The organism is Halioglobus maricola (assembly GCF_009388985.1).
Classification (GTDB): domain Bacteria; phylum Pseudomonadota; class Gammaproteobacteria; order Pseudomonadales; family Halieaceae; genus Halioglobus; species Halioglobus maricola.
Window position 1 is genome coordinate 283,243 of the sequence record NZ_CP036422.1, and the last position, 18,864, is coordinate 302,106.

Annotated in this window: 17 protein-coding genes; 4 read left to right on the plus strand and 13 right to left on the minus strand. The window is 55.4% G+C overall.

The window, feature by feature from the left end:
* Positions 1-39 precede the first annotated feature (39 nt).
* Positions 40-2,535: a TonB-dependent receptor gene (locus EY643_RS01240; RefSeq protein ID WP_152660495.1), complete on the minus strand. Its 2,496-nt coding sequence runs from the start codon at positions 2,533-2,535 to the stop codon at positions 40-42.
* A gap of 251 nt (positions 2,536-2,786) precedes the next feature.
* Between EY643_RS01240 and EY643_RS01245 the strand changes: the two genes are divergently transcribed.
* The gene (locus EY643_RS01245) at positions 2,787-4,175 is read left to right on the plus strand and encodes an amidase (protein ID WP_152660496.1); all 1,389 of its coding nucleotides are present in this window, start codon (positions 2,787-2,789) and stop codon (positions 4,173-4,175) included.
* 46 nt (positions 4,176-4,221) lie between these two features.
* On the opposite strand, the gene EY643_RS01250 is transcribed toward EY643_RS01245, so the two are convergent.
* The 6 genes from EY643_RS01250 to nei form a co-directional block, all read right to left on the minus strand.
* Positions 4,222-5,520, minus strand: coding sequence for a DASH family cryptochrome (locus EY643_RS01250; RefSeq protein WP_152660497.1), 1,299 nt, complete (start codon positions 5,518-5,520; stop codon positions 4,222-4,224).
* A gap of 106 nt (positions 5,521-5,626) precedes the next feature.
* The gene (locus tag EY643_RS01255; RefSeq protein WP_152660498.1) at positions 5,627-7,999 is read right to left on the minus strand and encodes an SO2930 family diheme c-type cytochrome; all 2,373 of its coding nucleotides are present in this window, start codon (positions 7,997-7,999) and stop codon (positions 5,627-5,629) included.
* A gap of 236 nt (positions 8,000-8,235) precedes the next feature.
* Positions 8,236-8,448 (minus strand): RNA-binding S4 domain-containing protein, encoded by a 213-nt coding sequence (locus tag EY643_RS01260; RefSeq protein WP_152660499.1) that lies wholly within the window; start codon positions 8,446-8,448, stop codon positions 8,236-8,238.
* Between the two features lie 7 nt (positions 8,449-8,455).
* Positions 8,456-8,824, minus strand: coding sequence for a glutaredoxin family protein (locus EY643_RS01265; RefSeq protein ID WP_152660500.1), 369 nt, complete (start codon positions 8,822-8,824; stop codon positions 8,456-8,458).
* Positions 8,825-9,021: 197 nt separating this feature from the next.
* Positions 9,022-9,327, minus strand: a complete 306-nt coding sequence (locus tag EY643_RS01270) for a DUF6482 family protein (RefSeq protein ID WP_152660501.1) — start codon at positions 9,325-9,327, stop codon at positions 9,022-9,024.
* Complete coding sequence (gene nei, locus EY643_RS01275) at positions 9,324-10,175, minus strand: endonuclease VIII (protein WP_152660502.1); 852 nt, start codon at positions 10,173-10,175, stop codon at positions 9,324-9,326. The genes EY643_RS01270 and nei overlap by 4 nt, the downstream gene beginning before the upstream one ends.
* Before the next feature lie 171 nt (positions 10,176-10,346).
* On the opposite strand from nei, the gene EY643_RS01280 reads away from it, so the two are divergent.
* Positions 10,347-11,918 (plus strand): arylsulfatase, encoded by a 1,572-nt coding sequence (locus tag EY643_RS01280; protein ID WP_205743120.1) that lies wholly within the window; start codon positions 10,347-10,349, stop codon positions 11,916-11,918.
* Here the strand turns inward: EY643_RS01280 and EY643_RS01285 are convergent.
* Positions 11,890-13,341, minus strand: a complete 1,452-nt coding sequence (locus EY643_RS01285; protein WP_152660503.1) for an MFS transporter — start codon at positions 13,339-13,341, stop codon at positions 11,890-11,892. The two genes, EY643_RS01280 and EY643_RS01285, sit on opposite strands and share 29 nt — an antisense overlap.
* Before the next feature lie 160 nt (positions 13,342-13,501).
* Here EY643_RS01285 and EY643_RS01290 point away from each other — a divergent pair, with 160 nt between their 5' ends.
* Positions 13,502-14,332, plus strand: a complete 831-nt coding sequence (locus tag EY643_RS01290; protein WP_240732791.1) for an SDR family oxidoreductase — start codon at positions 13,502-13,504, stop codon at positions 14,330-14,332.
* A 76-nt stretch (positions 14,333-14,408) separates the two neighbouring features.
* Here the strand turns inward: EY643_RS01290 and EY643_RS01295 are convergent, their stop codons facing one another.
* From EY643_RS01295 to EY643_RS01315, 5 genes are all read right to left on the minus strand, one after another.
* Positions 14,409-14,630, minus strand: coding sequence for a hypothetical protein (locus EY643_RS01295; RefSeq protein ID WP_152660505.1), 222 nt, complete (start codon positions 14,628-14,630; stop codon positions 14,409-14,411).
* A gap of 103 nt (positions 14,631-14,733) precedes the next feature.
* Complete coding sequence (locus EY643_RS01300; RefSeq protein WP_152660506.1) at positions 14,734-16,029, minus strand: cytochrome P450; 1,296 nt, start codon at positions 16,027-16,029, stop codon at positions 14,734-14,736.
* A 119-nt stretch (positions 16,030-16,148) separates the two neighbouring features.
* Positions 16,149-16,619, minus strand: coding sequence for a nitroreductase/quinone reductase family protein (locus EY643_RS01305; RefSeq protein ID WP_152660507.1), 471 nt, complete (start codon positions 16,617-16,619; stop codon positions 16,149-16,151).
* Between the two features lie 66 nt (positions 16,620-16,685).
* Positions 16,686-16,895 carry a DUF3820 family protein gene (locus EY643_RS01310; protein WP_152660508.1) on the minus strand — a complete coding sequence of 70 codons (210 nt, stop codon included), beginning with the start codon at positions 16,893-16,895 and terminating at the stop codon, positions 16,686-16,688.
* A gap of 22 nt (positions 16,896-16,917) precedes the next feature.
* A complete protein-coding gene (locus EY643_RS01315; RefSeq protein WP_152660509.1) occupies positions 16,918-17,580 on the minus strand; it encodes a TetR/AcrR family transcriptional regulator in 663 nt (220 codons plus the stop codon).
* A gap of 84 nt (positions 17,581-17,664) precedes the next feature.
* Between EY643_RS01315 and EY643_RS01320 the strand changes: the two genes are divergently transcribed.
* Positions 17,665-18,837: a phytanoyl-CoA dioxygenase family protein gene (locus tag EY643_RS01320; protein ID WP_152660510.1), complete on the plus strand. Its 1,173-nt coding sequence runs from the start codon at positions 17,665-17,667 to the stop codon at positions 18,835-18,837.
* The last annotated feature ends 27 nt before the right edge of the window (positions 18,838-18,864 follow it).

The window sequence follows — 18,864 nt, forward strand, 5'->3', positions numbered from 1 at the left end:
CCGCACCAAAAGGCGCGGTTCTTAACCCAGGCAACGCTGTTAGAAAGCGTACTTCAAGCGGCCACCCCAGATCTCACCCTCTTCCATGAAGTAGGTGTGAGAGCCAGAGAGAGTGGGAGTATCAAAGCCCTGTGCCAGGTTCGCCTCATCAAAGACGTTCCGCCCGTAGAACATGATTTCCCATTTTTCGCCGCGTACGCCGAACCGCATGTTGACCTTGGTGTAGGCGTCAATCACATCAAGCGGATCATTGTCGCCCGCGGAGTTGAAGTCATCGCGATAATTGACATCAGCGCCAACGAACAGCTCCATATCCTGGTTCATCGTGTAGATATAATCGGCGAACAACGCCGCACTGTAATCCGAGGCATAGGTCGTGGGAGCGCCAGAGAGATCATTGTTGGTCACGCCGTCTGCTGAGCCACAAAACTCATCCACATCCAATTGGATAGCGGTACAGGGTGCATCTTTGAAATCGTCGTAGGTGGCATCCAGCCAGGCGAAGTTGCCTCCGAGCCGTAGGTTATCCGTGGCCTGCCACAGCGCATCGATCTCGATGCCGTATACCTCGGAGCTGGCGGCATTCTTTACCTGGAAACCAACGCCCTTGAAGATGGAGGTTTGCAGATCGTCGTATACTGTATAGAACGCTGCCCAGTTCAAGGTCATACCGCCGTCGAGCAGGGTGTGCTTACCACCGATTTCCAGCGCGTCCACGGTTTCATCGTCAAACTCGAAGTCATCGTTGGGTATTGTTGCGTCGTAGCAGTCTTCAATCGTGATCGTGCCGTCAGGATTGGGAGCGCAGGGAAGCGTGCCCTGGGGTACGCCGCCCGGCTCACCGTCATCAGCTGAAGTGAAGCCGCCACTCTTGAAGCCCTGTGAAAAGCTTGCGTATAGCATGCTGTCGTCTGTTACGTCCCACTGTAAGTTAACCGACGGAATCCAGCTGTCAGTTTTACGGTCGTCTTTGAAGTTATAGGCGTAGGTGTTGAACTCCCCAGCTTGAATCGCGGCCAGGAAGTAGTTGTCGCTCGCGACATCCATACCTGTAATGGAGTCGCTCAAAGTTTGCTGACTAACAACTTCTTTTTCTTCTTCCGTGTAACGCAGACCGACGGTCAGGCGCAGCGTATCGGACAGGTTGAAGGTGCCTTGGCCAAACATCGCCCAGGATTCTGAATCCAGATTGTAATAGTGATTTCTTCCGATCTGCTCAGCACCGTAAGCGCCGGCGGTTGCTATCAGTAGCGCACTGGGGATGCCCAGGAGTTCTGGTACCAGCCCGTCCATATTGGCATCGATGGCAACTCTGCGGTCAAACTCCAGTTCGCTTTGCTCGTAGTAGGCGCCGGCTACGTAGTCGAAGAACTCACCGCCGGGTGAAGTGATGCGAAGCTCCTGGCTGAACTGATCGAATTCCTGATCGTCGTCTCTGTGGATAAACTGCAGCGGCAGCCAGTCGACATCTACGCCGTCTATGTATTGGTAATCTGTGTAGCCGGTAACGGAGGTCAGGGTAAGGTTGCCCATGTCGTAATCAATATTCAGGGCGTAGGTATTGAATTCCTCGTCATTGGAGTCCGGGTTGATACCGATACCTATGCCATCGGCCTGACTCTGGCCATAGCCATTATCCTTGTAGGTGGCGTAGTCCTTTTTGGCTTCTTCTGCCATTTCGGGATAGAAAACATCTGTCAGCAAATAACCCAGAACACCGAACTGGCCCAGATTAGGGAACAGTTCTGCGCGGCTCTCAGGGTCGAGATAAAGCTGTGTAGCAGAGGGCGCGCCAGTGCGCTCGAAGTCGGTATTGGTGTACTTGAAACCAATGTCGAGATTGTCTGTTGGCAACCAGGTGAGGCTCACCCGATAGGATGCTTCTTCTATCTGGCCTTCATCGTCGTCGAGGAAGTTATTCTCTACGTAGCCATCGGTCTCGCGATATTTGAAGGCAAGACGTGCAGCAAATGTATCTGTTAGCGCGCCACTGATAAAGCCTTCATAAATCTGGCCATCATTGGACTCGAGAGCGGCCGATATTTCACCGTTGAACTCATCTTCAGGTGACGCCGAGCGTGAGGTGATGTTGACGGCGCCGGCAACCGTGTTTTTTCCGAACAGGGTGCCCTGTGGGCCACGCAGTACTTCCACTCGTTCTACGTCAAGGAAACCAGCACGATACTGCCTGCCTCGACCCATGTAGATACCATCAATATACATACCCACCGATTGTTCAAATGCCTGGTTGTTACCCGAGCCAATGCCTCGCATGTAGATATTGGTGTTCACCGAAGCGCTTGCAATGTGCAGATTTGGAACGTAGTCCGCCAGGGCGGCCATATTGGGAATGCCGGCATCCTGCAGCTTTTCGCCTTGCATGGCGGTGACTGAAATAGGTACGTCTTGAAGGCTCTCAGCGCGTTTCTGTGCGGTTACGATGATCTCTTCGAGTTGCTGAGCCTGGGCGATGCCAGCGGTGCTGGCAATAGCAGTAGCTAAGACTAGTTTTTTTATCCTGCAAGATGCGGACATATCGGTGCCTCTAAGCTTTATTAAAATTATATGTACTTGTCTGGTCGCGCCGCTGGTCGATAAGGAAACGTCAAAAATCGACGTTTCCTATATATGAAGATAGAACCTCCAGCGCGACTAAAAATATGCTCAAAAAGCGTGCTACTGTCAATGCTTGTTGAAGCCTTTGATTATTGAGTTGGGGCGGCTGTTCTGGCGGCTCCAGCTATGATTGAATCTAGAATCGCAAAAACGAGCAGGTGATATCTTTCATGGCTAATGAACTTTGGCGACAGTCTGCATGCGCGCTGGCGCAAATGATAAAGACCAAACACGTGTCCAGTCGGGAGGTGGTCGAGAGTCACCTCGAGCGCATCGAAACAGTGAATCCGGCAGTCAACGCGGTGACTGTGGTCCTCGCCGATAGCGCACTCAGTGCGGCTGATGAAGCCGACGGCAAAGCCTCCACGGCACCTCTGCACGGAGTGCCATTTTCGATCAAGGAAAACCTGGATTGCGTAGGATCAGCAACAACCCAGGGATTGCCCGCGATGGCCGAGGCAGTGCCCAGTGCTGATGCACCTGTGGTGAGCAGGATGAAGGCGGCGGGCGCTATCCCTCTGGCACGCACGAATATGCCGGAGCTGGGTCTCAGGATTACGACTGACAACCCCTTGCGCGGCAGAACGCTGAATCCCTGGGACCCTACTCGAACAGCCGGGGGTTCCAGCGGCGGGGAGGGCGCCGCCCTGGCAACGGGAATGAGCCCCATTGGGCTGGGCAATGACATTGGGGGCTCCTTGCGAAACCCCGCTTACTGTTGCGGCATTACGTCGCTGAAACCTACGACGGGCAGGATTCCTCACGCATCGTCATTGCCGCCGGAAGATTTTTATCTCGCTGCCCAATTAATGTGCGTAGACGGGCCCATGGCGCGGCACGTCGAAGACTTACGGCTGGCTTTCAGTATTCTCTCAGGTCGTGATCACAGGGATCCCTTCTCTGTAGACGCTCCAATGCAGGGGCCAGAACCCGCGTGCAAACGAGCTGCTCTAGTGACCTCGATACCTGGTTTGGCGTTGCCCGACGGTGCGGTCTCGGCTATCCGGCGAGCAGGTGCAGAGCTGGCGGCCAAGGGCTGGTTGGTTGAAGAAACCGCGCCGCCGGAGCTTGAGCGCGTCAATGAACTGTGGGGGCATTTATTGGCCGCGGATATTGTCCAGACCCTGCCCTTTATAAGCCCACTGATGAGCGAGCCCACGGTGGCGCTGCTGGATGAATTGGTCACGACCTTTGATGTCGCGGACATGCCCTCATTGGTTTTGCATACTGATCGCGCAAGGTTGATGCGTCTCTGGTCCGACTTTTTCCAGAGCTACCCGCTAGTGATTGGCCCTACGTGGACTGATCTTCCATTTCTGCACGATGCCGACCTAAACCTGGGCGACGACGCCAATACCACGTTCAATCAACTGAAATTCATCACGCCGGGGAATCTACTCGGCATTCCTGCAGTGGCGCTGCCAATGGGCGTTGTTGACGGCCTGCCCACAGGGGTGCAGATATATTCGGACCTGTGGCGTGAAGATTTGTGCCTGGAGGCGGCGGCAGTGATTGAGCAAGCTGTAGGCCAAATTTGTCCGATAGATCCGCTTGGTTAGTCGAACGCCAAAGCAGCCATCTAGCTGCTGGCTGCGTTGACTATCTTTAGGGAAGCGGCCAGTCCGCCGCGTCGGTAACGAACTCGGGCTGACTGGGCTGCTTGCCTTCCCATTTCTCTACGAAGATGCCCTCGGGGTCGTGCTCGCTGGCCTGCTTGTCGAGGTTGAAGTGGCGTCCGCCGCGCGGATCGGCACCGACACCGGCAATGTACTGCCAATTGCCATAGTTACTGGCCACGTCGTAGTCCAGCAAATGCTTCTCAAAGAACGCTGCGCCATGGCGCCAGTCCATGCCCAGTTCATTGATGAGGCAGCTGGCCGCTATCTGGCGGCCGCGATTGCTCATCCATCCTGTGGCGACCAGCTGGCGCATGAGTGCGTTGACCAGTGGATAGTCGGTATCCCCACTGCACCAGCGGGCGAAGCCGCGTGGCTCGAAGGTGCAGTTGCGCAGTTTTTTCTGACCGCCAGTGGGGCGCAATTCGAACAGACTTACATCGTCGTGTACTGCTCGCCAGTGGAAGAACTCGCGCCACAGTAGTTCAAAGAGCAACCAGTACGTGGATTCATTGCTGGTGTGCGTGATTTCGAATTCCCCGAGCGCTGCGGCCACCTCTCTGGCAGACAGCGCGCCGTTGGCGAGCCAGGGTGACAGGGTGGTGGATCCGCTGAGGCCATCGAGGCAGTTCCGTGTTTGCTTGTAGTTCAGGATCGCCTTTTCCTCGAATACAAACTGGCGCAGGCGACGCCTGCCATTCTGGCTGCCGCCTCGAACAGCGAGTGCAGTATGTGGTTGTGCGGTCGCGTCAGGCACTCGGTGAAAGCGAACCGAGGGAGGGCGTGGCAAGGTGTCGGGCACGGGCCGCGGAGCCGTTATCTCCAGCTGCTCTACCGTTTTTTTGAAAGGCGTGAATTGCCCGGGTAACTCACCGAGGGCGAAAGGTAATTCGTCGCGAGTAAGCAGGGTGTTGCCCGCGTAGACATTCATCGGTATATCAAGGCGGGAGCGCAACAGGTTCAGGGTTTTGCGCTCGTAGTATCCGGGAGTGGCGCTGGTCCCGACGGCATCGATGCGGTAGTCGCGCACAAGGTCCGGAATGACCAACTCCGGCGACCCCTCAAGAACCAACAGATTCTGGCCCAGACTAGCTAATGATGCCTGCAGTGCTTGCAGGCTCTCACGAAGAAAACGCTCGCGCTGGTTGCCCATACCGGTCGTGTTGCACCAGGGGCGATTGACCGGCCACAGATACACGAGCAGTAAGCCTTCGGCGTCCTGCTGGGCTAGCAGCCCCGGATTGTCCTGCAGGCGGAGATCGTTCTGGAACCAATAGAGTTTGCGCATGTTGGATATACGCTGCGGATGTTATTCCGGATGTTTGGAATTACCCTGGGAGAGGAGCCCCGCACAAGACATATTGTGCGGGGCGTTTTGCGTCAAATGTGAGGCGTTACTCGCAGTTACCTTGCAGGCTGTTGATCCATTCCCGCACCAGGCCTACACCTTCGTCGTGAATGACGCTGCGGCCGATTTCCGGCATGCGCACGTCGGGCTCGTTTGAGTTCATGCGGTAAACGGTGATGGAGGAATCGGCATCGCCGGGCACCACGTCGAACCTCAAGCCACCCGAACCGCCACCTGCGGCCACCGGCGTCTTGCAGATGCCGTAGCTGGTGTCCACTTCACGCCAGTATTCCAGGAACAGGGCCGAGTTGCTGGCAAAGCCGCCTGGGCTGTGGCAATGAGCGCAGTTGGCGTCCAGGTAGCCTTTGGCGCGGTTCTGCAGGTCTTCAGCGGTGTCGTCCCAGACAGGCACCGTATCGATGCTCTCCAGATCTTCAGGCAGGCCCACCAGTACACCCTGTTGCTCCATATAGGCCAACTGATTGACGGTTTTGCCGTTGTACTGGTTGTCCTTGTTGAGGAAGCGGGCTTTGGGGCCAATGGGTGTGAGAACACTTTCCATATTCACGCCGCTGCCGGTTTCTGCCCTGACGGTGCTGTGACAGGTTTTGCAGCTGTTGGCGTCGGGAATCACGTAGTTGGTGCTGCGATTGCTACCGTCGCTGTGAATCCAGCTGAGTTCGCGAGTGCCGCCGGCCAGGGCGAGGTCGGCATCGCTGAGGTCTTCCCGCCAGATAAACGGCAGTGCCTTCCAGCCGTCTTTCCGGTGGATGAGCAAGCGGGTTTCGATAATCTCTTCACCCGCTGCCTCATTCAGGAAGTCATAGGGCATGGTAAAGGTCTTGGCGATGATCGTGCCCACCGGGAAGTCCAGTGACTCCTTGGAGCTGTAGGCTGCTTGCTTACCTTCAGGAATAAAAATGAATCGATACTTTTCCGCATAGTCGGTGAACAGCGGGGTGATCATGTCGTAGCCGATGCCTGTATTGGGGCCCTGGCGTGGATCGCTGGGGTCGGCAAACAGATTGTAGGCTGACAGGCTGTCGCAGCTCACTTCCACCGCAGCGAAGTTGGGTGTATCTCCCTCGGGTGTGCAGATCTGGGCAATCTCCTCATCCGTCAGCGGCTTTTCTCCCTCCAGAATTTCCTCTGGGGAATCCAGTACGACTTCCGGCAGCGAGGCATGGGCACAGTCGAAATAGGACTGGTCCAGGCTGGGGCCATTCTCGCCGAACAGTATGCCGCGGCTCACTGAAGCGTCTTCCTGGATACAAATTCGGTCGGCGTCTTCAAAGCGTCCGCCCTGCTCGCCGATCCCATCGTAGAAGATTTGCGGCATGCCACCTGCGGCGGCAAACAATGGCGCTACTTCTGCTGCCAGCTCGGCAGGCTCATAGCCGTTGTTGCTGTATTGGTTGTCGTGAATGTAGACACGGCGCGGTGTGCCGTCGTAGTTGGGGTCGTCCGTGGGACGGCCGCTGATATCGTAGTGCACAATTTCGATGGCCGCAGATTGGTTGTCTTCAATGGTATTGCCAAACACCTCCACGTCGGTGAACGCCATGATCAGCATGCCGCTACCTGTGGGTACTACACCCACGATGCTGCCGCCGGGGGCAAAATTGGTGGTGTTGTTGTGGCTGATAACGTTGTTGTAGACCTTGGTGCGGGTACCTTCGCGAGACAGGTTGGGCAGGTCGAAGACCAGGATGCCGCCGGTGTTATCCACCGCCTCGTTGTCGTAGACCTCCGAGTTGCTGGAGTTCTCGATCTCGATACCGGCCACGTTCAGGGAGGCATGGTTGCGGCGCACAATGATCTTGTCGGACTGGCCGACGTAGATGCCCGCGTCGCTCGCACCGATGGCCACGCTGTCCTCAATCAATACGTTCTCGGTTTGCACCGGGTAGATACCGTAGGCGCCGTTTTCGCTGCAGGCACCGCAGGTCCATTCAACACGAACGGCGCGCATGGTCACGCCGTTGCTGAACTTGAACTTTATGCCGTCGGAGGGGGCGTCTATCACTGCGAAGCCCTCCAGGGTGACATTGTTGCTGGTCACCAACACGCTTTCGCCGCCGCTGGTCTGCGCGTCGAAGTTGAGCAGGGTCTTTTCGTGGCCCTGGCCACGAATAGTGACGTTGTCCACGTCCAGGCTGATCGCACTGTTGAAGCTGAACTCGCCCTCAGGCAGCTCAATTATGTGGCCGGGCTGGGCTTCAATCATGGCTTCCATCAGGCGGGTTTGGAAGTCGTCACCCGCTTCAATCACAATCAGATTGGGGTCTACTTCTTCCTCGGGTTGTTCGGCCGCTGGAGGTGTCTCAGCGGGGCGGCTGGATGAACCACCACCGCCGCCACAGGCGGCCAGCAGGCTCATACCCAGCAGTAATGCCAGGAGGTTAAATGTGTGCTTCATGCTTAGTACGCTCGTTCTGGGTTGCGTCAGGGCTCAGGGAATAACAAATGACTGCCGGTATGATCCATACCAAGCTGAAACGATTATTAAACGATCCATTCCCGGACCCTCGCTGGTTTAGTGAGAGTTTGCCGTTTTTACAGATCCAAGACTACGTAATGTGTGGTGGGTGGCCTATGTCCGAACACGCCATGTGCATGACCGGGGACGCCAGAGGGGGATGTGGCCTGCCGGCCTTAGACTAGCTGTACCTGAAGCTTTTCGCCGCGAAAATCGATAACATCGCCGTTGACGATTTTTCTGCGCCGACGCGTCTCGGTCTCACCATTGACGGTCACCTGGCCATCTCCAATGAGCAGCTTCGCTTCGCCACCTGTGACAACCAGCCCTTCGAATTTGAGGATCTTGTAAAGCTCTACAGGTTCTCTCGTAATTTCTACAATGCGCATTGTGGTGTCATCCCGCGGCAAATCTGCCTTCCAGGTAATCGATAATTTCCCCGGACTCATACATCCACCGGGACTTTTGCTCGCTATCCTTGATCCGCAGGCAAGGCACTTTCAAATTGCCGCCTCCGGCCAGCAGCTCTTCCCGGGCCTTCTCTGATCGCTTGACGTCCCGGGTTTCAATGTTCAGTGCCTGGCGCTTCATTGTGCGACGTACCTTTACACAGAAGGGGCAGGCCTCGTATTGATACAGCGTCAGGCTGCCTGTCTGCTCATCGATGGTCGCCTGAGCCAGCGGGTCGCGGGCAATGGATTTCGGGGTGAACGCCCAGTTGAGGAACAGAATCAGTTTGCCGAGAACGAGGCGAATGATGCGCATTGTTTATTCCATGTAGTGACAGCTAGCAAAGAAGAACCCCCCCCGGCTGTTGGCCATGGAGCGGGGAGCGCATCCTAATGAAAGCGGGATGATTGTGCTAGCGCTAAAGGTAGGATTAACAGAAAACGGTGGAGGATTGAAATCTGTGCAGGCGCGCATTGTCAATGTGGACCGCTTGCCGGTCGCCAGGTGTCAGGCTACGGGTACTGCTCCAGCGAGAGGGGTAGCTGGAGCAGGTTATCGTGCTCCCGAACTGGCTGGCCGATCATTTCATCGTAGGCGGAATGTTGACGTAATTGCAGCATCGATACCGGCTGCGAGAGCAATGCTTCGCGGACCGACTGCAGGTTGCGGCGTTGGAAAGCCTTGCCCGTATCTTCGGTCAGCAGGGCCTCTCCGTCCGGAAGCCGGATATAGACCTGATAAATCGAGCGTTCGAGTGAATAGACAATGGCTGCAACTGGCGTGGAGAGTTGCTGTAGTTGCGTTAACGAGATTTTCATAGACCCCTCTGTCTGGCCCCGGCGTTGGGAGCCTGTTGGCATTGCTTGCAAAGATAAAGCCTGCGCGTGCTGATATCGATGCGCTCAATTCGCACGCCACATTCGTAGCATGCCAGTCCCTCTCGCTCGAAGACGGCGAAGCGCCGCTGCCCGAAACTGGCGTCGGCTGCTTCAAGCTTGCGCGCGCGGGCCGGCGGGTTGGTTATCCCGCCGGTGAGATAGCTGCGCCGACTGAGGTCCAGGGTACTGCGGGCCAGGCGTCCCAGCTGGCCCCGGGTCAGCTCCGAGGGTGTCATTGAGGGGTGCAGACCGGCCGCGAACAGGATCTCGCTGCGCAGATAGTTGCCTAGCCCGGCAAGAAAAGTCTGGTCAAGGTAGAGCGCCCCCAACTGTCTCCCTGCGAAACGCGGCTCTTCTAACAGAGCTGTGATAGTCCGCCATTCCAGGTTCTCATTGAGAATGTCTGGACCGAGTCGGCTCAGGAAGGGGTGCTGGTCCAGCTCGTCGGTCCTCCACACGCTGATTTCTGATGCACTGTATAGCAGTGCCTCATGACTCGCGGTTGTCAGGCGAAGGCGCAGACTTCGCTTGGTGTCTGGCAGGCTGCCGCGTTTTGCCACGTGCCAGACACCGTACAGTTGGTTGTGACTGTAGATAGTCCAACCGTGATCAAAATGAGTCAGCAGGGCCTTGCCTCGCGTTTCAACGTGCTCCACCCGACGCCCCTTAAAGCGCTTGCCATGGTGCCGCAGTGGCGGATGGGCAAAGCTGACACGCTCAACGACGCGGCCCTCCAGTACCTGGGCGATCTCGTCGGCGGCGCGCCGAATTTCGGGCCCCTCTGGCATAAATAAGTTCTCGTGTTAAAGAAGGGAAATACGTTGTTCTCTCTGCTGCAGACCACTCGGGCAGTGCTTGGGTAGTGATTGGGTAGTCATTGATAGTGGTCTCTTGTATACACAGTTGCGTATCATGAGGGCTATTTAGTATTGACTAGTGTCGAACAGGAACGTAACTGAATGAAAACTTTCACAACTCACATACGCAGAATGGGAGCGACACTCGCAACCGTGATGTGCTGTAGCACCGTTTATGCGGCGGATAAACCGAACATTCTGGTGATCATGGCGGATGATGTCGGCTGGGCGAGTCTCGGTAGTTATCATCAGGGCATCAAGAGCATCGAGACACCGAATCTGGACAAGCTTGCTTCAGAAGGGGTGAGACTCACCGATTACTACGCTCAACCGTCGTGCACTGCGGGGCGTTCTGCATTTATCACCGGCCAATTGCCGGTCAGAACAGGCATGCACACTGTGGGCCTGCCCGGTGAAAAGAAGGGCCTGCACGAGGACGACCCAACTATTGCCAATCTGCTGAAGAAGCAGGGCTACGTTACGGGGCAGTTTGGCAAAAATCATCTTGGTGATCTCAATCAGGTGTTGCCGACGAATCGCGGATTTGACGAGTACTGGGGCTGGTTGTATCACCTGAATGCGATGGAGTACACCGTGGATCCCGACTGGCCGCAGGACGAGGAGTTCAACAAGCAGTATGGCCCGCGAAACATCATTCACTCCTATGCGACAGAACGTAACCAGAGGATCACAGATGAGCGATGGGGCCCCGTCGGCAAACAGCGCATCGAAGACGATGGCCCAGCGCCCCCCGAACGTCAAAAAGGCCTCGATGATGAAGTGACTGCCCACACGCTTAGCTTTATTAATCGGGCAGTTGATGATGGCAAGCCGTTCTTTGTCTGGATGGCGCCAGCGCGCGCTCACGTCTGGACATATCTGAAGCCTGAATATGAGCAACAACTGGGCAATGGGAAAGGCCTGCAAGATATCATCATGAAGGAACTGGACGACAATGTAGGCAAGGTGCTTGCTGAGCTCGAAAAGCTGGGTGTAGCGGACAACACCATTGTTGTCTTCACTTCAGATAACGGGCCAGAGACCATGACCTGGCCTGACGGTGGAACCACTCCGTTTCATGGTGAAAAGGGCACTACCTGGGAGGGCGGATTCCGCGTCCCTGCGATTGCTCGATGGCCCGGTAAATTTCCAGCGGGCAAGGTATACAACGGTATTTTCGACGGAATGGACTGGCTGCCAACCTTCGTAGCGGCCGCCGGCGGCCCAGATGACCTACCCGCTGAGCTTCTGAAAGGCTATGAGGGTTATAAGGTTCATCTGGACGGATACAATCAGTTGTCCTTCCTGATGGGCGAGACAGACAGCAATAGGGAAGAATTGTTCTACTATGCCGGCGCCACGCTTCAGGCAGTTCGGTACAACGATTGGAAGGCACACTTCGTGGTCCAGAATCACGGCTGGGCAGGCGCAAAGGAAGAATTGAACGCTCCCTTGCTCTTCAATCTGCGCAGAGATCCGTATGAGAAAGCCGCGGAAGAGTCTGGTATGTATACGAAGTGGATGGGCAAAAAGATGTGGGCATTCGGCCCGGCTAAAAATCTCGTAGTGGAGCATTTGACCACTCTTGCGCAGTTTCCGCCGCGCGGGTCAGCGTTAGCTAATCAAGCCGAAATCGAAAGGCATGTCAGTGAAGATTCTGGCCTGGCTCAGTAGGCGGCGGGGCTTTTTGTTCGCGTAGGTCAGCCTGGATCTCATTCACTTGTTGCATGCTGAAGCTGATTTTATTGGCGTAGTAGATAGCGGCCATAAGAGTGGGAATTGACACCAGTAGTACAGAGTACATCAGGCCCGCAAGAACTGGCTCGGCTACCTGACCTGGCAAGTCGTGTTGGTTCAAGCCTATGACATCGAGGACGATACCCCCGTACAGCGGGCCCACGAGGGAGGAGATTTTGGTTGTGAAATTGATGACTGAGAAGAAGCCTCCCTCTCTTCGGCCACCCTGTTCGAGTTCATGCTGGTCGGTAATGTCGGCCACGATCGACATAGCGCTGGTGACGCGCAGCAAGAAGAAAAACATATACAGTGTAAGACTCAAAACGTTCAGTGCCAGGATGGCAGGGGTATCATTGGGAGGCAGCACGCCCGCTAGTTTGAGGGGGATTAACCACAAGCCGTTGAGCAGACCACCCCACAGGGTGTAGCGCATGATCTGTGGTTTTTCCCATCGCTCGCTGATGGGTTTGAGCAGTGCCCAAACCAGCAGTACGGCCGTCAGGCTGGGTGCCGCCAGAGTGATAGCCATTTCATCCGGGCTGAATTCGAACACATAGGTTGCTACAAGAATGTTCAGTGCCGATGTGCTTCCCCAACTGATTGAAGCGGCGACATCGTAAGCGATCATCGTGCGAAACGTCTTGTTGCGAAAGGTCTGAACTACATCGTCGATAAAGTGCTGGAGTCGGGGGAGCCCATAGTGTTCTCCTCCGGTATCAGGCTGGCTGGTGTGTCGGCGTGTGCCCATCACCGTGAGGGTTCCCAGTGTGATCACAAGACCCGCCGACATAAGGCCATACCAGGGATAATTGCTCGCAACGAAGCGGCCATCAATGTTTGGGTCCGCGCCGAAGATAAAGACGAAGCCGGCTGCTGGCAGAAAAAGCGTCGTCATGAACATAAAGCCGAGGCGCGTGCCCATTAGCTGGCTACGTTCGTGGTAGTCACTGCTTAGCTCTGCACTTAAAGCCAGGTGTGGAATAGAGAATGTGGTGGTGAAGGTTCGCAGCCATAGCGACCAGAACAGTAGCCATAAGGCGAGAAGGCCCGACGATTCAACCACTGAGGCCGGCGGTGAAAATAGCCCTATGAAACCGATGGCGACAGGCAGGATGCTGTACACCATGAATGGGTGTCGCCGGCCGTAGCGACTGCGAAGCCGATCTGACCAACTTCCTATCAGCGGGTCGGATATTCCATCCCATAGCAGGCTGATAGCGATTATCGCGCCGGTCGCAAATCCGGACAGGCCCAGCACCTGTGTGTAGAACAGCAAGATAAATATCGCGTACGCCGCTTCTTTGACGGCATAGACGCCGCCGCCAATGCCATAGAATATTCTTGTCCTCGTTTTTAGCATTGGTTAAGAATACGTATCCTTCGCTGTCGCCTCGAGTCCACTATAACAGGAGGATTGACGCTGTGAGGGTTTTGCCAGCCGGGCTGAGTCCTCTGGTAGTATTCAAGCACTTATACTTCTTCAGGGTTGGCAGAGTATGGATATATCCGGGCGTCGCATCGTGATCACTGGTCCCACCGCAGGGATTGGACGAAGTTCCGCGCTGTACCTGGCAGGTCAGGGCGCAAAGCTTGTTTTGCTGTGTCGCAACCTGGAGAAAGGCGATGTTCTGGCAGAGGAAATTGTGACTAGCGGTGGCAGCAAACCCGAGGTGATCCTCATGGACATGGCGGACCTCTCAAGTGTGCGCAAGGCTGCCGAGCTATGTCTGGCGCTGAATGAACCTATCGATATATTGCTCAACAATGCAGGCGTGGTTAACACTCACCGGAAAGTGACCGTCGACGGTTTCGAGGAAACACTCGCGGTGAACCACCTGGCACCCTTCCTGCTCACCGGGCTGCTATTACCAAGGCTTCTGGAGGCTCCCGCTGCCCGTATCGTCAATGTCGCCTCGGATGCCCATCGTTTTGTAAAGGGCATGGGTTTCGACGACATGCAGGCGGACAATGGCTATAAAACCTTCCGGGAATACGGGCGCTCCAAGGGGGCCAATATTCTCTTCACCCGGAGTCTTGCGAAACGCCTCCAGCAAACGCCTATCACCGTGAATTGCCTTCACCCCGGAGCGGTATCCACTTCCCTCGGCACACAAAACGAAGGGCTTTTCTCAAAGCTGCTGCCCGCGCTACTGAAGCCTTTTTTTCGCAGCCCGGATCAAGGGGCGGAAACATCGCTTTATCTGTGCGAGAGCGACGCAGTGGGCGGAATCAGTGGTGCCTACTTTAGCAACTGCAAACAGGTCAAAGCTAAACCATGGGTTCAGGATGAGGGCACTGCGGATAAGCTCTGGACGTTTAGTGAGAAGGCAACAGCATTCAGCTATGGATAAATTAGAGAAAGGCGGCCCAGAAGGGGCGTGAGCGGTAGTTGCAGCCGAAGAGACCTACCGCGGCCTTCGCGTTCAACTAACGCTTGGTCTTTTGCTCCCGACGAGCCCGCTTGGTCAAAGGCCTGCCATCTTCTCCGACGGTGCTTTTGGGCTTCTCACCCTTGGCAGTTTTTGAAGCTCGGCTGATTTCTATTAACGCAAGGCTTTCGCTATCGCCCAATTTAGTCGCGTTTTTCTCCAGGGTGTCCAGCTCTTCAAAGCTGTACACGTCGTTCTTTAACTTCTCTATTCTGTTCATTTTATGCGACCTGCCTCGGTGTCTCGCCAACTCATGCGCGCTAATCCGGCTTTAGAGTTGGCTTCTTGCGCGTGAACTTACCATGCGCTATTCGCAGAGTCGATTAACCTTTGGGGTGCGCAATCACCTGCAGGTCCTTGATGCCGTGCACGAAGCTGTGCTCGACACGCTCTGGCTCGCCGACCACTTCCAGCCTATCGAAGCGCTTGAGGATCTCTTCCCACACGATTCGCAGCTGGGCTTCGGCAACGCGATTGCCCATGCAGCGGTGAATGCCGAATCCGAAGGCCATGTGACGACGGACGTTGGAGCGATCAATAATAAATTTGTCTGCGTCCGGGAAGAAAGACTCATCGCGATTGCCTGAGGCATACCACATCGCGATTTTGTCGCCTTGCTTGATCTGTTTGCCGCCAATCTCGACGTCTTCCTTGGCGGTTCTGCGCATGTACGACAGTGGTGTCTGATAACGGATGATCTCCGATACCGCAGAGGGAATCAGTGACTCGTTATCCTTTAACTTTTGGAATTCCGAAGGGTTTTCGTGCATGAAAAGGACGCCCGCCGACATCGAGTTGCGGGTAGTGTCATTGCCGCCGACGATCAAGAGCATCAGATTTCCCAGCAACTCAACCCCATCCATGTCGGCTGTGGCCGGGTTATTGGCCAGCAGGGAAATAAAATCCTGACTCTCGTTGCCCTCAAACTTGCGCTCTTTGAACTGCGCGGTGAACGTTTGCAGGCACTCTGCCAAATGGTTGAGGCGATCCTCGATGGTCAGCCCCATGAGGATGGGTGGCGTGGTGATGATATCGGACCAGTAGGTCAGTTTGTGACGCTCCTCGAAAGGAAAATCAAACAGGGTCGCCAGCATGCGTGTGGTAAGTTCGATAGAGACCGTTTCGACCCAGTTAAACGGCGTACCCGTGGGCACTTCGTCCAGTACTTCCACAGTGCGTTGACGAATAAGTTGATCGAGGTCCTTCAGTCGGACCGGGTCGACAGCTGGTAGCACGGCTCCGCGCTGCACATCGTGCTTGGGCGGATCCATGGCAATGAACATGGGGGCCCGTTCCTCGCCGAGTAGTTCATCGAACAGGGCGATGGAGGGTTCGGAGGAAAATTTTTGAAAATCGCTGTCCACTGCCATGATGTCTTCATAGCGGGTCAGCGACCAGTAGGGGCCGATATCCGGGTTCTTGTCGTGGTAGTGCACAGGATTTTCCTGGCGCAGACGTTTGAAATATTCGTGGTGTTTTTGAGCCTGGAAAATGGAGCCCGTGGCGAGGTCAATGTCTTCCAGTGGCAAAGCCCAGGGGTCCGCCTCGGGGGTGGTCGTGGGGGATCGGTAAAACTCTTCCAGGTTCTGATCCGCGTTCTGATCCGGGGCATTTTCCATTATTGTCAGCCTCTCTTGTTGCCACTGTTAACATGCTGGAGTCGAGACTATACAACAGTTCAAGATTTTGGGGCAGGCATGATCGACCGGGCGATAAGTGTCGCGTTAAGCCGTCCCGGTTATTCCACAGCCTGGTCGTCCAGCTGTATTTCAACGAGGATTAACTGGTCTGCGATTGCCGCCAGACTAGGCTCAATGACATCCCCCTTGGCGTCCAACTTCAGACCGTAGACCTTGGCGTCTCTGGGTAGGGCACGGATAAAACGACGGACACCCTCTCGTAATGTCTCGCTATCGCCTTCCAGCAATACCGCGGTACCCGGGTGGCGCTGCCGGGCAATTTCCATGTCAACCTTCACTCCCTCCCCCCGAAAGTTCAGCCACCAACGAGTGTTCTGATTGGACAGCAGGCGTACCACATTTCCTTCACGAGTGTAGCTCAGGGGAGTGCTGAGTTTGCGTCCACTTTTGCGCCCAGTGAAGTGGACAATACCGATGTTTTGGCTAGTGATGCCATGCAATGGGGAGCGAAGCAAAGTGCGCATCACCGGGTTGAGAAAGTAACGATAAAAGTTGTTGCTGGAACTCATGGTGCTTCAGCCATTGTGACCCTTGTTAGAAAACAGTTTATACCAGGGCACCTGGTTAAAGACATTCTACCGTTGGAAGCGTCTCAGCATCCCTTCCAGGCCATTGAGCTTAACTTCATACATCAATGCCAACTGTGTGCCCAGTTTCCCCTGAGGAAAACCCTTGCTGTGATACCAGACCAGGTAGGGTTCCGGCAGGTCAAGCAACTGCCTTCCCTTGTATTTGCCATAGGGCATCACCTGGTTGATTGCTTCCAACAGATCCTGATTGTCCATGGGGTTCCGAATTACCTGTCTTCTAGCCACTGGCAAGCTGATTGATGCCCGTTCTTAGCCTTTTGTAGAATGCGGGCCTCGCGTCGGCGGCAAACGTCATATACATCCCGATCAGCACCTGGACGCGATAGCGGTCGAGGTCAATATAACCGTTGACCCAGTCCTGTCTCGCGAGCCGCTGACAGCCAAACAGCTGTTCAGCAAGCCAGTGGGTGTCTATGTCACCTTTCAGGTAACCATGATCCACACCATTCATACAGATCTGCCGAGCGATTTTCAGCGAGCGATTGAAAATGCCGGTGGGGAGTTGGTGCTCGAACAATCCGGTTCGTTCGCCGGCGACAAACGCAGCTCGGTAAAATGCTTCATCGGATCGGTACAGGCCGAGCAGATTCTCAATGTAGACCCCGACTGCTTCGATGGGGTCGGTCAGATCAGGGTCGGAGACGGCCTCGTTCACATTGGCAACCATTTCACCGCACAGCGCCTCAACGACCTCCTGTTTCTTACCAAACAGATTGTGGATGGTGGGTATGGATACCCCCGCGCGTTGCGCTAGTTCGCTCAGCGTAAACGCCTCGTATCCCTGGCTGGTGATTAGCTCGCGCGCCTCGTCGAGAATTTTCTGTTTACGCAGAGCCTTGTTCGCCTGGCGTGTGCTGTTTCCCCTGGCAGTCTGGGTCATCGGGGGCCTTACTCCAAAAAATAGCTTGACACAGATTTTATTATGCATAAAATTTAATGCAACATTAAATCTGTGAGAAATAGTATGCCACAGGATACCCTGAAATCGATCGAGGCGTGTGCCTCCCACTATGGCGATCAGGCACAAGAGATGCGTTGCTACCTGATCGAGGGAGAGCGAGCGGCTCTTGAAATGGATAATCGCGGCCCCATTCGTTTTGATGCCGACGGCGAACTGGCCGCCGATATTCTGGAGGCCTACTCCCGCTATGGATTCTATGTGTTCGAGGGAGTATTGGACGAAACCGAGCTGAAGGACATTACCGCAGACCTTGAGCGCATGCGTGCAACGTTCCCGTCAGAGCCCGATGCGCTGCTGACCCCATCGGGTGAGCCGGCTTTGGGCGCCGATTGCCAGGCGCCCAGCCTGCTCTGGTCAAAGCCACTGGGAGACCCGCTTGGAGGCACTGACCTCGCGAGAGGGCGGCACCAGGTGAAGCTGATTGAGCCAGAAGCCGCTGACGATGCACCGAAAGCAGCACCCTTTATTTTGTTAGGCTCGCTCCAGTTTTCGGAGGCTTGCCTGCGAGTGTATGGTCATCCCCAATTGCTGCGCGTGGCGGAAGCGGTGAACGGGCCTGACTTCGCTCCATTCAATGAAGCCCTGTTCATCAAGGATCCGGGAATTGGCGCTGCGGTGTCCTGGCATCAGGACGGCGACACTCATTGGGACAGTGATGATTTTGACGAGGGCATCCACGGTTTCAATTTCATGGCCCAGGTATACGGCAGCACGCCCGTAAACGGTGTTTGGGTTTTGCCGGGTAGCCACAAGCAAGGCAAGCTGGATATCAAGGCCCTGGTGTCGGAGTCTGGAAGCGAAAGGCTCGAGGGCGCGGTCCCTATTGTCTGCGATGCCGGTGATGTTGTGATCTGCAACCGTCAACTGGTGCACGGTTCCTTCCCCAATTCCGGTTATGAGCCCAGGCTTACGGTCAACTTTGGCTTCCACCGCCGTTCCTCCGTGCTTGATGTTATGGGTGCGGGGATTCACAACGACGTGATGTGTTACAACGCTGAACTGATCGAGCGTCGTTCCCGCGTGATCGGCTTTGCGATTGACGCGCGGGCTAAGCATTATCCTGATGAAGAGAGCTATCAATATCAGCCCTTCCTGGCGTCGGGAAAAGCCTACCTTTGGGACGAGGAGGCGAAAGCTGGCCTTCAGGATTACAACCTGGAAGATCTGAGTATCTAGGCCGTTTGCAGAGAGGGAGATTAGCCG

Coding starts and splice junctions, on each gene's coding strand:
- EY643_RS01260 (WP_152660499.1), bottom strand. CDS start 8,448: ATGCGCATTGTAGAAATTACGAGAGAACCTGTAGAGCTTTACAAGATC.
- EY643_RS01240 (WP_152660495.1), bottom strand. CDS start 2,535: ATGTCCGCATCTTGCAGGATAAAAAAACTAGTCTTAGCTACTGCTATT.
- EY643_RS01255 (WP_152660498.1), bottom strand. CDS start 7,999: ATGAAGCACACATTTAACCTCCTGGCATTACTGCTGGGTATGAGCCTG.
- EY643_RS01315 (WP_152660509.1), bottom strand. CDS start 17,580: ATGACCCAGACTGCCAGGGGAAACAGCACACGCCAGGCGAACAAGGCT.
- EY643_RS01300 (WP_152660506.1), bottom strand. CDS start 16,029: ATGGAAAATGCCCCGGATCAGAACGCGGATCAGAACCTGGAAGAGTTT.
- EY643_RS01305 (WP_152660507.1), bottom strand. CDS start 16,619: ATGAGTTCCAGCAACAACTTTTATCGTTACTTTCTCAACCCGGTGATG.
- EY643_RS01250 (WP_152660497.1), bottom strand. CDS start 5,520: ATGCGCAAACTCTATTGGTTCCAGAACGATCTCCGCCTGCAGGACAAT.
- EY643_RS01270 (WP_152660501.1), bottom strand. CDS start 9,327: ATGAAAATCTCGTTAACGCAACTACAGCAACTCTCCACGCCAGTTGCA.
- EY643_RS01245 (WP_152660496.1), top strand. CDS start 2,787: ATGGCTAATGAACTTTGGCGACAGTCTGCATGCGCGCTGGCGCAAATG.
- nei (WP_152660502.1), bottom strand. CDS start 10,175: ATGCCAGAGGGGCCCGAAATTCGGCGCGCCGCCGACGAGATCGCCCAG.
- EY643_RS01320 (WP_152660510.1), top strand. CDS start 17,665: ATGCCACAGGATACCCTGAAATCGATCGAGGCGTGTGCCTCCCACTAT.
- EY643_RS01285 (WP_152660503.1), bottom strand. CDS start 13,341: ATGCTAAAAACGAGGACAAGAATATTCTATGGCATTGGCGGCGGCGTC.
- EY643_RS01295 (WP_152660505.1), bottom strand. CDS start 14,630: ATGAACAGAATAGAGAAGTTAAAGAACGACGTGTACAGCTTTGAAGAG.
- EY643_RS01265 (WP_152660500.1), bottom strand. CDS start 8,824: ATGCGCATCATTCGCCTCGTTCTCGGCAAACTGATTCTGTTCCTCAAC.
- EY643_RS01280 (WP_205743120.1), top strand. CDS start 10,347: ATGAAAACTTTCACAACTCACATACGCAGAATGGGAGCGACACTCGCA.
- EY643_RS01310 (WP_152660508.1), bottom strand. CDS start 16,895: ATGGACAATCAGGATCTGTTGGAAGCAATCAACCAGGTGATGCCCTAT.